Annotated in this window: 13 protein-coding genes; 7 read left to right on the top strand and 6 right to left on the bottom strand. The window is 58.2% G+C overall.

The window, feature by feature from the left end; genetic code table 11:
* Window positions 1–14 precede the first annotated feature (14 nt).
* The 3 genes from EOI86_RS03890 to EOI86_RS03880 all read left to right on the top strand — a co-directional run bounded on the left by EOI86_RS03890 (window position 15) and on the right by EOI86_RS03880 (window position 2,342).
* Window positions 15–815: a substrate-binding periplasmic protein gene (locus tag EOI86_RS03890; protein ID WP_127763807.1), complete on the top strand. Its 801-nt coding sequence runs from the start codon at window positions 15–17 to the stop codon at window positions 813–815.
* Window positions 816–882: 67 nt separating this feature from the next.
* Window positions 883–1,290, top strand: a complete 408-nt coding sequence (locus tag EOI86_RS03885) for a RidA family protein (RefSeq protein ID WP_127763806.1) — start codon at window positions 883–885, stop codon at window positions 1,288–1,290.
* Between the two features lie 26 nt (window positions 1,291–1,316).
* Window positions 1,317–2,342: a D-2-hydroxyacid dehydrogenase gene (locus EOI86_RS03880; protein WP_127763805.1), complete on the top strand. Its 1,026-nt coding sequence runs from the start codon at window positions 1,317–1,319 to the stop codon at window positions 2,340–2,342.
* Window positions 2,343–2,407: 65 nt separating this feature from the next.
* Here EOI86_RS03880 and glnT read toward each other — a convergent pair whose 3' ends face one another.
* A complete protein-coding gene (gene glnT, locus EOI86_RS03875) occupies window positions 2,408–3,826 on the bottom strand; it encodes a type III glutamate--ammonia ligase (protein WP_205032050.1) in 1,419 nt (472 codons plus the stop codon).
* 152 nt (window positions 3,827–3,978) lie between these two features.
* Window positions 3,979–4,650 (bottom strand): TetR/AcrR family transcriptional regulator, encoded by a 672-nt coding sequence (locus EOI86_RS03870; protein ID WP_161973680.1) that lies wholly within the window; start codon window positions 4,648–4,650, stop codon window positions 3,979–3,981.
* A gap of 367 nt (window positions 4,651–5,017) precedes the next feature.
* Between EOI86_RS03870 and EOI86_RS03865 the strand changes: the two genes are divergently transcribed.
* Both EOI86_RS03865 and EOI86_RS03860 read left to right on the top strand, forming a co-directional pair.
* On the top strand, window positions 5,018–5,965 hold the full coding sequence (locus tag EOI86_RS03865) for a hydroxyacid dehydrogenase (RefSeq protein ID WP_127763803.1): 948 nt from the start codon (window positions 5,018–5,020) through the stop codon (window positions 5,963–5,965).
* Between the two features lie 29 nt (window positions 5,966–5,994).
* Entirely contained in the window at window positions 5,995–6,639 is a 645-nt protein-coding gene (locus EOI86_RS03860) for an HD domain-containing protein (protein ID WP_127763802.1), read from the top strand.
* 3 nt (window positions 6,640–6,642) lie between these two features.
* On the opposite strand, the gene EOI86_RS03855 is transcribed toward EOI86_RS03860, so the two are convergent.
* Complete coding sequence (locus tag EOI86_RS03855) at window positions 6,643–8,058, bottom strand: pyridoxal phosphate-dependent decarboxylase family protein (RefSeq protein ID WP_127763801.1); 1,416 nt, start codon at window positions 8,056–8,058, stop codon at window positions 6,643–6,645.
* A 218-nt stretch (window positions 8,059–8,276) separates the two neighbouring features.
* Between EOI86_RS03855 and betA the strand changes: the two genes are divergently transcribed.
* Together betA and EOI86_RS03845 are read left to right on the top strand one after the other, a co-directional pair.
* Complete coding sequence (betA, locus tag EOI86_RS03850; protein WP_127763800.1) at window positions 8,277–9,965, top strand: choline dehydrogenase; 1,689 nt, start codon at window positions 8,277–8,279, stop codon at window positions 9,963–9,965.
* 199 nt (window positions 9,966–10,164) lie between these two features.
* Window positions 10,165–10,413: a hypothetical protein gene (locus EOI86_RS03845; RefSeq protein ID WP_127763799.1), complete on the top strand. Its 249-nt coding sequence runs from the start codon at window positions 10,165–10,167 to the stop codon at window positions 10,411–10,413.
* 110 nt (window positions 10,414–10,523) lie between these two features.
* Here EOI86_RS03845 and EOI86_RS03840 read toward each other — a convergent pair whose 3' ends face one another.
* Genes EOI86_RS03840 through EOI86_RS03830 form a run of 3 tightly spaced genes read right to left on the bottom strand, consistent with a single transcriptional unit; the run spans window position 10,524 to window position 12,473 of the window.
* Window positions 10,524–10,877, bottom strand: coding sequence for a hypothetical protein (locus tag EOI86_RS03840; RefSeq protein ID WP_127763798.1), 354 nt, complete (start codon window positions 10,875–10,877; stop codon window positions 10,524–10,526).
* A gap of 46 nt (window positions 10,878–10,923) precedes the next feature.
* A complete protein-coding gene (locus tag EOI86_RS03835; protein ID WP_127763797.1) occupies window positions 10,924–11,262 on the bottom strand; it encodes a hypothetical protein in 339 nt (112 codons plus the stop codon).
* Between the two features lie 2 nt (window positions 11,263–11,264).
* Window positions 11,265–12,473, bottom strand: coding sequence for a DUF6745 domain-containing protein (locus EOI86_RS03830; protein WP_127763796.1), 1,209 nt, complete (start codon window positions 12,471–12,473; stop codon window positions 11,265–11,267).
* Between the last annotated feature and the right edge of the window lie 64 nt (window positions 12,474–12,537).

The following is a 12,537-nucleotide window of genomic DNA, read 5'->3' as shown; positions in this document are numbered from 1 at the left end:
TTAGGAGACCGTCTATGTTTAGTCACATGCGTATGATCGCCGCAGCCGCGGCAGCAACAATGGCAATTGCCGTAGCGGTACCCGCTTCGGCCCGTGACATCGAGGAAGTGGTAGAAAGCAAAACCTTCCGTATCGGCGTCGTCCCTTATGATCACGACGTCATCAAGGATCCCAGCAGTGGCGAGTACAAGGGCGTCTTCATCGATGCGATCCAACATATTTGCAACGACATCGAGGTTGAGTGCGAATTCCAGGAATACACCTGGCAAAGCTTCATCGGTGCGCTGCAGGCCGGACAAGTGGACCTGTCGATCGCCAGTACCTTCGCAACCATCAAACGCGCGACCGCCGTCATCTTCAGCGTGCCGATTTACAACGAAGGTTATAAGGCTGTCGTCAAGGAAGGCGAAACCAAGTTCAAGACCGTTGAAGACCTGAACAGCCCAGACGCCATGATCGCCGTCGCCCAGGGCACCGGCCAGATGGATTGGGTGAAGAAGGTCGCACCGGAAGCCCAGCTTCGTGTGGTCCCAACCGAAGAAGGCGCCCTGCTTGAAGTCGTCACCGGACGCGCGATGATTTCCATCAGCGGCGCGGGCGCTGCAAACCACGCGCTGGAAACCCAGCCGACCCTGACAACGGCATTGGGCGGCGAAGTCTACGACGTCAACCAGATCGCATGGGCGATGAACCGCAACGACATTCAGATGAAGCTGTTCGTCGACACCGCGCTTGGCAAACTGAAGGCGTCGGGCGTTCTGAAAGAAATCGCCTACAAATATGATGCGCCGTGGAAAGACCTGATCGCTGACTAACGGATAGAAACTAGAACGGTTGGCGGGCCGGCATGAACGGCCCGCCACCCATTTTTTGGAGAAGACAATGCCGCGCACTGTAATCCGCCCCCCGTCCCTCAGTTTTCAACCCCGTCCGACCTTCCCCTATTCGCCCGGCGCAACCGATGGCCGCCTTGTGTATACCGCCGGGCAGGTCTCCTGGGGACCCGACGGAAACCTTGTTGGGGTAGGCGATATCGTGGCCCAAACACGCCAGACCCTGTCAAACGTCATGGCGGTGCTGGAAACCGCCGGTGCAACGCTTGACGATGTTCTGAAGTGCAATGTGTACTTGAAGGATATGGGCGATTTCCAAGCGATGAATGCTGAATTCGCACGCGTGTTCCCAAACGACCCGCCCGCTCGCACCACGGTGCAAACCCCACTCTCGGACCCGGAAATGCTGGTCGAAATAGAAGCGGTCGCAAGCCTGTACCGGGCAGACACCCCATAGACTGACTGACGTATCGAGGTCCCATCATGCCAACACAGACCGACGCTGCAAAACCCATGGCGCCGAATGAAAAAGTCAAGGTGCACGTCCACAACCCGGATGCCCTTGGCCCGGTGTTCGAAGTGAGCGAGCAGAGATGGCAGGAAGCCCTGGACCGGCATCCTGATATCGCGGCACGGGTGGACGCGACTTTCAGCGGCAGCCCGGCGGATCTGGAAGCAGGACTTCAGCGTGCCGACGCCCTTTTCTGTTGGGACGTCCCAAGGGAGGCATTGGCCCAACGCGCGCCGAATTTGCGGTTCGTTCATGTTCACGGTGCCGGTGTCAGCCATCTGCGGCCCTTCGACTGGCTGCCACCCGACGTCAACCTGATCAACAGCCGCGGCGTCCACGGCAGTCGCGCGGCTGAATATGCGATGATGGCCATTTTGATGATCAACAATCGAATCCCGGAAATGATGACCAATCAGCGTCAGGCTCGATGGGAACAGTTGTTCAATACCGCAATCGAAGGAAAGACCCTTTTGATCATCGGCGTCGGTAATGTCGGCGGTTCTGTTTCGGGCTTTGCCAAAAACTTCGGGATGCATGTCATCGGCATACGCCGAACCGGCGAACCGCGTGAGAATGTGGACGAAATGCACAAGCCGGATGCCCTTGCCGACTTGATCCCGCGCGCCGATGTCGTGCTGATGACGGCCCCACACACCGAAACCTCCCATCATATGTTGGGTAAGGCTGAACTAGACTTGTTCAAACCAGGTGCCGGATTGGTAAATTACAGCCGCGCCGCGCTGGTCGACTACGACGCATTGGAAGCGAAGTTGCGGCGTGGCGAGATCACGGCGGTTCTAGACGTGTTCGACCCCGAACCTCTGCCGGAATCCTCCAGTCTGTGGAACGCGCCCAATCTTATTATGACGCCCCACTGTTCCTCGGACGACGCGGAAGCCTATACGCCGCGCACGTTGGATCTGCTGATGCGCAATCTGGGCAACATCGCGGACGGAAACCCGCTGGAGAACGTCGTGGATCAGACGCTTCAATACTGAGCCGCACCGGCCGGCAATCGGCAACAGTCGTTGCCCTGCCGGCGCGGCACATAAAGGGCCTGGCATCAGAATTTGGTCAGGTAGGTATCGACTTCCCAAGCCGAAACATGGTTGTGGAAGTCCCACCATTCCTGCGTCTTGATGTCGACATAGGACTTGAACAGGTCTTCCCCCATCACTTCACGACCCAGCGGGTCACGCTCAAAAGCCTCAATCGACTCCAGCAATGTCCGCGGCAAGAGTTTGACGCCCATGCGGTCCAATTCCGCGTTATCCAACTCATACATATTGACTGCTATGGGATCGCCCGGATCCATCTCCTGCTCGATACCTTCCAGCCCTGCGGCCAGCATCATCGCCGCCGCCAGATATGGGTTCATCGACGTGTCGACCGCCCGGCATTCCCATCGCGCGCCCGCGGTGGATTTTTGCGTATCGGAAAGCTTCGGAACACGGAGCATGTGCGTTCTGTTGTTTCCACCGTAGGAGATGAAGATCGGTGCCCAGGTGTAACCGGTCATCGAGCCCGTCTTGATCAAACGCTTGTACGAGTTCACCGTGGGGCAGGTGGTCGCCACAATGGCCGGCGCATGTTTTTTCACCCCGGCGATAAACTGATAGGCGCGCTTCGAAAGACCGCATCCGCGCGGGTCCGCGTCATCACCCGATACATTGCGCCCGGTTTCCAGGTCCGCGATAGACATATTGAAATGAGCACCGCTACCCGTCCGATCCGCAAAGGGCTTGGGCATCATTGTCGCTTCCCAGCCATGCTTGCGGGCGATCTCTTTCATCATCAGGCGCCAGATGACAAATCTGTCCGCAGTCGTGATTGCATTGTCATAGGCAAAATCGAATTCGAACTGGCCGTTGGCGTCTTCATGGTCGAACGAGTAGACGTCCCAGCCCATCGCATTCATGTGACTGACGACTTCGTCCAGAAACTCAAAATTCAGCAAAGTCGAAGATAGATCATAGGCGGCACGGGCCATGTCATCTTCAACCTTGTTGGGGGCGATACCGTTTTCCGCCGCATCGTCGCGCCGAACGACGTAGACCTCGCACTCGATACCCAAGTTGAAAGTAAGACCCAGTTTTTCTGCGCGCTCCATCTGTTGCTTCAAGATGGTTCGCGAACACATCGGCCAAGGATCGTTCCGATATTTCAAGTTTCCTGGAATCAGGGCAACTTCCGGCCGCCATGGCAAAGGCACGATATGCGACGAATCCGGATGCAGGGCCAGCTCATCGTCTTGCGGCCCTTGACCGAGCCCTTCCAGCGCGGCGCCGGTAAACAATTCCGATCCCGTCATCATACGGTCGAAATGGTTGATCGGGACGGTCTTCGTCTTGGGTACGCCGTTTACATCGACATAGAAAGGCAAACAGTATTTCACGCCCTTATCGATCAATGCGGCCTTGGCCTCGGCGGCAAAGGCGGCATCGCCTGAACCCATGCTTGCAGCATTCGTTTCAGCACTCATCAACAGCTCCACCTAGTTTCGAGAATGCCGGAACGAACACGCTATACAGCGCTATTTCCGGGCATTTTTTGAACGATGGAGCATATTAATTAATCAGTCAATTAATTCCTCGAATTGCATTTTCCGTGCCGATGAACAGACCGCGTTTTTACCTATTCCGCGGCGGAAAACGCCGCTTCGGGCGTATATCCGAGGATTTCCCAAACGATCTTGGAGAAGCCGTAAATACCGGCTTTCAGGTCATAGCCGGACACAATAACCGCCCGCACCATGATGCCGTCCAAATGGGTCGAGATTTGATCGGCCAACTCAACCGGATCAACCTTACGAAACAGACCAATCTCGATACCGTCACGGATCGCGTCGGCCAGTAGCCGCCGTTCCTTCTCGTAGAAGGACACGATAGCGGCATCGATCACGGGGTCGGAATCCGCGGCCCCCTTATAGTCCAAGCAAACCTTTACGAACTTTTGCACGGTGGAGAACTGTGCATGGTGAATCCTAAGCCATTCATCAATGACAAGCGGAGGATCATTCACGTTGGTTTCCAGCGTTTCAAAGGCCGCAAAAATTTCGCCAATCGCGTTTTCCAGCGTAGCGCGGAAAAGACCTTCCTTATTGTCGTAATAATAATAGATCAGTGCCGTGTTCACGCCCGCCGCATTGGCGATATCCTTGATCGTAACCGAAGCGAAATTACGTTCGGCGAACAGATCGAAGGCAACAGTAATCAGAGCCTCGGCGCGGGTTTCGCTGTTGGCTGCTTGAGAACGTCCTGCCCGGCCCGTTCTCGACCCTTTGTTCGGACTGCTTTTCTTGTTCACCGATTTACTCGCATTCTTTCCGATATGGCGACGCCGCACGAGTTCCTTATTCCTTAGTCCCCGCATTTCCGGCAACCGCAGCCGCATACATGCCTTCGGATAGCATTGTCGCCTTTCCCACCGCAACGATCACAGACCGTCTACTTATTTTTGTAATCCCTACTGTATTTCGAGTCCGTCGATTTCGAAAGAAAAACCGCCAATTTTCGATGTTTTCGGGCGGAATATGGCCCGGCTCCACACGAGTGGATCCAAGGACGATAGGCGGGCTTGCAAACACCATTTATAGGGTGTCCTAATCACAAGAGAGGGGCTTTCACCCCCCATTCCAGACTAAGAACCACAAATACAGGCAGGAATCGTGCTCATGGCCAGCGAGAAGTTCGAAGTATTTTTAATTGATTCTATTGCGCCCGAGGCAAAGGCAGCCTTGGCGGAAACCTGCACGGTGATCGACAAGGGCGACCCGGCGATGGACGAATGGCCGGAACGCGCGCATGCGGTTATCACCCGCACGAGTTACATCAAAGGCGATATGATCGCCCGGTCGAAGCGGCTGAAGGTCGTCGCCAAACATGGAATAGGCGTCGACCATATCGATATTCCGGCTGCGACGGCGAAGGGCATCCCGGTCATCAACACACCCGGCACCAACGCCCAGTCGGTCGCGGAATTGACCGCCATGATGACAATCGCGGCCGCCCGTAACACCCGGGCCGCCGAAGCGGCGATGCGGGAAGGCGATTCCGGCGACACCTTCAATTGGCGGGGATTCGACATTACCGGCCGGCGCGTCGGAATCGTCGGGCTGGGCAATGTGGGCAAGCGCACGGCGCCGATCTTCCTGCACGGTTTCAACTGCCCGGTCACCGCCTATGACCCCTATATCACCGACGAACCGTTCCAGACGCTGGGCGTCAAACGCGCGCAGAGCTTGGACGCCCTGCTGTCTGAAACCGATATACTGTGTCTGCATGTGCCGTTGAATGACGAAACACGCCACATGATCGGCGCGAAGGAACTGGCACTGATGCCCGAGGGCGCGCTGGTGATCAACGCCGCCCGCGGCGGCATCGTGGCGGAGGATGCCTGGTACGACGCGCTGAAGTCCCGCCATATCTATGCGGGCGCGACGGATGTTTTCGAAGTGGAACCACCCGACGCGACGCATCCGCTGCTCAGCCTGCCGAACTTCCTGGCCACCCCGCATATTGGGGCCGCGACGTCAGACTCGGCCCGCCGCAGCGGCGAAACTGTGGTCAAACTGGTGCTGGAAATCCTGAACGGCGGACCGGCCCGAACGCGGGTAAATTAAGGCCCGCATATACCCAATAAGGAGAAACCATGAGCGAAGCGGACGCCCCTTCCGACTTCCACAAAACCATCACCGATCTTGGCGGCGCGGCGCTGGCCGACCGCCTGCGCTTCGTCACCGAGATCGACAAGTTGAAAGGCATTTTGCGGCAGACCCCCCTGCTCGACCGATCGCGGAAGGAAAACGATGCGGAACACAGCTGGCATCTGGCCATGATGGCCTGCGTGCTGGCGGACTATGCGGCTTCCGAGGTCGACATGCTGCGCGTCATTCGCATGCTTTTGATCCACGACATTGTGGAAATCGATGCCGGTGACACTTTCCTGTATGACACGTCCGCCGCCGCGGAAGCGCAGGAAGAAAAGGAACAGGCCGCCGCCGACCGGATCTTCGGCCTGTTGCCGGAAGCGCAGGCGAAGGAGTTCCGCACCCTATGGGACGAGTTCGAAGCCCATGAAAGCGCCGATGCGCAATTCGCCCGCGCCATGGACCGCACCCAGCCGTTTCTGCACAATTTCCTGACCGAAGGCATGATGTGGCAGCAGCATGGCGTGCAGGCCGACCAGGTCCGCAAGCGCATGACGGTCATCGCAGACGGTTCGCCGGCCTTGCACGATCTTGTCCAAAGCTTGATCGACGAAGCGGAAACGCGCGGCTATTTCGGCACGGCCTGAGCCTTACAGCCCGGCGGCCGTTTCCTGAATGATCTGCCACGCCGCTTCGACGTGGCGGCGTTCGGTCCAGGTCTGGCCGATATTGAATCGGATGGCGTATTTGCCGCGTACCCGCGTCTGCGTCAGGTAGAGCTTGCCGCTGTCGTTCAGCTTGGTGATCAAATCCTCGTTGAACCGGTCGAGTTCCGCCTCGTCATCGACACCCTTGGGGTGATAGCGGAAGGTCGTCAGGGCTAGCACGCGGGGTGCGACCAATTCAAAATCCTCGGCCGCCTCGATCCAGCCTTCCAGTTCTTCCGCATAGCCGATATGGGCGCGGATCATTTCCTGAAGCCCTTCGACGCCGTAGGAGCGGATCACGAACCACAGCTTCAAGGCCCGGAACCGGCGGCCCAGCGGCACGCTCCAATCCCGGTAGTCGATCACCTGCCCCTGTTCCCTGGATTTCAGGAATTCCGGCAGGATGGTCAGCGTATGGACCAACGCATCCGGGTCGCGGACATAGTGGGCCGAACAGTCGAAATTCGTGAACATCCATTTATGCGGATTGAAAACGACGCTGTCGGCATATTCCATCCCGTCCATCATCCAGCGCGTTTCAGGCAGAATCCAAGCGCTGCCGGCCCAAGCGGCGTCCACATGCAGGAAAACGCCGTGCTTCGCGCAGATCTCGCCGATCGCGCGCAAGGGGTCGATGGCGCCGACACCGGTTGCACCGATGGACGCCACGACAATGGCGGGCACCATGCCGGCCTTCTTGTCCTCGACAATCATCCGTTCCAGTTCTTCCGGGATGACGGCGAAATTCTCATCCACCGGCAACTTGCGCAGATTATCCGAGCCCATACCGGCAATCTTGATCCCCTTTTCCGTCGCCGAATGGGTTTCGCCCGACGTATAGGCGGTCAGCTTCGGCACATTTTTAAGGCCCGCCTTATTGCCCTGCCAGCCGGTCGCCTGTTCGCGCGCGGTCAGGATGGCGCAGAGGATGGCGCTCGACGCGCTGTCCTGAATGACGCCGTGGAACCCTTCGCCCAGTCCGGTCATCTGCCGCAGCCAGTCGAGGACCTTGGTCTCCATTTCCGTCGCCGCCGGGGAGGTCTGCCACAACATGCATTGCGCGCCCAAGGTCGCGGTCAGCATTTCAGCCAGAACCGAGGGCGGCGAGGAATTCGCGGTGAAATAGGCGAAGAAGCTGGGATGCTGCCAATGGGTGACGCCGGGCACGATATCGCGCTGGAAATCCTCGAAAATCAGGTCCATCGATTCCGATTCCGCCGGGGGGCCATCCGGCAGCTTGGCCGCGATCTCCCCCGGTTTTACCTGCGCGCGCACGGGATAGGATTCGATACCGGCCATGTAATCGGCCATCCAGTCCACCATGCGGTGCGCCTGTTTCCGGAATTCATCGATATCCATGATCCACCCTCACTTTAGGAAAAGAACGGGTAAAAACTCCTCTGCCCCGCCACCCTCGTCAAGCTGCGTGACGCCGCCTTCGCCACGAAACCATGCCGCGCCTGGGCAAGCATCGGGGGATTGAGCCATCCATGCTGCCGTTCTAGAGCATGTGGACCGGAATGCGCGCTATTCCGGATATGCGCATTTATTGGGATTATTGAGGATCGGGCAGGGTCATGGCGGAATTCGACTATATCATCGTGGGCGCGGGCAGCGCCGGTTGCGTGTTGGCGAACCGATTGACGGCGGACGGCACCAAGACCGTCCTGCTGCTGGAAGCGGGCGGGTCGGACAAATCGATCTTCATTCAGATGCCGACCGCGCTGTCGATCCCGATGAACATGCCGAAATTCAACTGGTTCTATGAATCGGAACCGGAGCCCTATTTGAACAACCGCCGTATGCACTGCCCGCGCGGTAAGGTGCTTGGCGGGTCTTCCTCGATCAACGGCATGGTCTATGTGCGCGGCCATGCCTGCGATTTCGACGAATGGGAAGACCATGGCGCGGAAGGCTGGGGCTACCGCCATTGCCTGCCCTATTTCAAACGTGCTGAAAACTGGCGCGAGGGGGGTGAGGACGAATACCGCGGCGGTGACGGCCCCTTATCGACCAGCAACGGCAATCGCATGGAAAACCCGCTCTACAAGGCCTTTATCGAGGCGGGCAAGGAAGCCGGCTATTTGGAAACCGAAGACTATAACGGTTTCAACCAGGAAGGCTTCGGCCCGATGCACATGACGGTGAAGGACGGCGTGCGCTGGTCGACCGCGAATGCCTATTTGAAGCCGGCGCGCTCGCGCGCCAACCTGTCGGTCGAAACCGGCGTCTTGACCCGCCGCGTGCTGCTGGATGGCAAGAAAGCGACCGGTGTCGAGTACAGCCAAGGCGGCGCGGTGAAACAGGCGACGGCGCGGGCAGAAGTGATCCTGTCGGCCGGTTCCATCGGCTCGCCCATGCTGCTGCAATTGTCCGGTATCGGCCCGGCGGCGCATTTGAAGGACAAGGGGATAGAGGTCGTGCAGGACCTACCAGGCGTGGGGCAGAACCTGCAGGACCATCTGGAGGTCTATTTCCAGTACCGCTGCAAGGACCCCATTACCCTGAACGGGCAATTGGACTGGTTCCATAAATTCATGATCGGCGCGCGTTGGATTTTGACCAAGAAGGGCTTGGGCGCGACCAACCACTTCGAAAGCTGCGCCTTCATCCGCTCAAAGCCGGGCATCAAATGGCCGGATATCCAATACCACTTCCTGCCCGCCGCCATGCGCTATGACGGCAATGCCGCCTTCGACGGCCACGGCTTCCAGGTTCATGTGGGACCGAACAAACCGAAGAGCCGCGGCCATGTTCTGATCAACGGCAGCGATGCGGCCGGCAAGCCCTCCATCCTGTTCAACTATATGAAGGAAGAAGCAGACGTGGAGGCCTTCCGCGCCTGTATCCGCCTCAGCCGGGAAATCATCGCCCAACCCGCCTTCGACAAGTTTCGGGAAGAGGAAATCCAACCCGGTTACGACGTGACGTCAGACGAAGATATCGACGCCTGGATCCGCGAGAATACGGAAAGCGCCTATCACCCCTCCTGTACCGCCAAGATCGGCGGCAACGGCGACCCGATGGCCGTACTGGACAAGGACTGCAAGGTGCGCGGAATCGAAAGCCTGCGCGTGGTGGATAGTTCCGTCTTCCCCACGATCCCCAACGGCAACCTGAACGGCCCGACCATCATGGTCGCCGAAAAGGCCGCCGACATCATCCTCGGCAAAGACCCGCTCCCCGCCTCCAACGCCCCCACCTGGATCGACCCGGAATGGGAAACACGGCAGCGGTCGGGAACGCCGATGCGTTCCGTCGAATAGATTTTTTTGAGCGGCCTGCGACAATTTTGATCGGCTCGTCGGATTGATTGCACCTTGTTACGCTGCGGTAGGCTTCATACTTATCTGCCAATGCGTGAGAACAGGATGAAGAATGGCACGGCACCGCATTGCACTGTCTGACGACCAATAGGAACAAACCGCGTCAGTTCGACTGTGACGTGCTAATGGGAGACGTGATTTGAGTGAATTGGCCCTGGCTTATGTTCCCGTTGTCGGTTTCCTGGCGTGGCGCGCGCGTCGCGGCGGGGCGATGGATTGGGTGTATTTCGCCGTCAATAGTCTACTGCTCTGGTTCAGCGCCTTGTGGTTCGTCGGCTACCCGCTGCTGATCGTCACCGCACTTAGCGCCGCTGTCTTCACGCTGACCGCGCTGGTCTTCTCGACATCGACGGACATGTTCAATTGGCGGTTCTTTCGGCGCAGGTGACAACGGTATTGTCGAGGCTGGCGCCAACACAAACCGTACTGACAACGAGGGATGGTTTGCGTGTTTATAGCGCGCGGCAGGGAAGACAATTGGAAGCCAGCAACATATATCTACCGAGATTTTAACTGCGGCTCTGATCGTGCGCCCAACCTTTCTCGATTCTTGAAGGCTTCAATTTCATCACCGCCAAGAAGCTGTCCAATCGAACCCATCGACCGCGTCCGTTTCTCGATGGTTTCGAGAAGTTGCACACATCTTAGTATCGCTGCAAAGCCCCCAACAAACACCGTAAAGAAAATAATACTCGCAACTGAAATCCCGATGATTTCCGGCGTAGCAACAAATTCCGCGGGCAGATGTTGAGACAAGAACGGCGACAGCAGAACGAAAATCGCAAAAGCCAACACAAGGAAAAACGCTACCGATACCGTAAACGTATTAATTTGGCAGATAAGTTTTATCATCCGGCCCCCCTGTATCACCTAGAAGCTCACGAACAGACAACATACCCTAGTCCGAAGCTAGACGGTATCCTTCCGGCACGTATTCCCGTTGGCGGTTGATGCGGTAGATGCCGGGGTCGACTTTTAGCGCTTCATGGGTATCCCAGGTGCGACGGTGTTCGATGACCGCGGCCTTTTCGACGACAAGGAAAGCTTCATAGATCGCTTCCGGCAGGCGGTAGAGCGTCGCGGCTTTGGCGTCGATGACGTGGTGATGGCCTGTTTCGCTATGGGCGAGAATGGCAACGCCGTCTTTCTCATACACGGGTTCAGCACGTTTCGGCAAAGCGGCTACCCGCGTTATCAGGAAATCGCCTTGGGCGGCTTGGCTCTTGAACGTCTGCATTTTCAGGTCCTCACTTCAGGTTTGTATGCGTCGGCATCCAGGCCATAGGTCCAAGCATTCGCTTCCAGGGCCGTGGTCACATGCGGCGGGACGGGCAAGGCAAAGCGTCGGCCGGTGCCGCAGGTGACGCGCAGGAAACGCTCTTGCCCAATCTCAGGGATCTCCACCTCAACCAATTCCCCGATGCTCGGATCCTCGTCGGCCTGGATCACTCGGGCGTCCAATCGGCCCAGCACAGGCTCCCAGCCTAGGATCTCACAAGCCGCGCGACGCTGTTCCACATTGGGGTGTGTCAGCGCCGTCTTGGCTGTGAGGGTCGCCGGGCCTTCGATCCAGGCTTGGGGTACAAGCGTGCCGCGCCAGGCGTGGAGCAACCAACCGTCGCGGAAGTTAATTGCCGGGCCGCTCGCGTTATGGAGAACACCGTCTTCATCCTGAGCGACAAACCGAGGGCGCTCGGAAATCCAACAGAGGTGTTCATGCGGCAGCCACCAGCCGGCAGAGGAGGCGATTTGAGCTTGGTTCCTCAATACCAGGGTTTCCACATCGAGCCCCATGGCCCGCGCGAAGAAATCATAGAAGCAAAGCCAGCCTGCGTCGTGCTGGCCGGGAACGCTTCGCCGGATGGCATCGCGCACAGAAGACCTGAAGCCGCCCCAGGCATTGTCGGCCACACTACCCTGCACGCTGCCCCAAATACCGCGCCCCAGATTGGCCCAGACGCCCACGGCGACACGCCGCCTTACCGGCGCAGCCAATTTGGTGCCCGCGCTTTCCCACAGATTTGCATCGGCGGATTTTCGCACGGCGGCGCGCGCATGGTCCCGCCCCCATACCGCTACCGGATCTTTCAGAGCGCTGCCGGGATCGATCCCGTCGCAAGCAGCGATGCACGACACGACACTTTGCCGGAAGGCAGACCAATCCTCGGCGTCGAGCGTGGCGTGCAAACCCGCCCACAGCCTGTCCGCCTGTCGTTCCGTCCACCCCTTGCTTGGGCGGGACAACACAAAAGCACGGACCAGCGCCATGGTCATAGGGGAACCGCACCACACGATCCTGGGCGGTTTGAAGCCGGCCGCGCGATAAGCCCTCGCAATACCGCGCTCAGCAGCTTCACGATCCGCCGGGACCGTGGAAAGGCCGATTCCGATCCACTTATTTCGATAGTCCTGGAGGGCTCCCTCCGGCCAAGCATCGACATCCCGCATCTGTTTCACCCCCCATGCCCCACAACCATAAAGAGAGAATAGAAACAGAAAATCCCCCAGTCAA

This window comes from Hwanghaeella grinnelliae (genome assembly GCF_004005845.1).
In the GTDB taxonomy this organism is placed as follows: domain Bacteria; phylum Pseudomonadota; class Alphaproteobacteria; order UBA8366; family Aestuariispiraceae; genus Hwanghaeella; species Hwanghaeella grinnelliae.
This window is presented reverse-complemented; position numbering and strand designations above follow the sequence as displayed.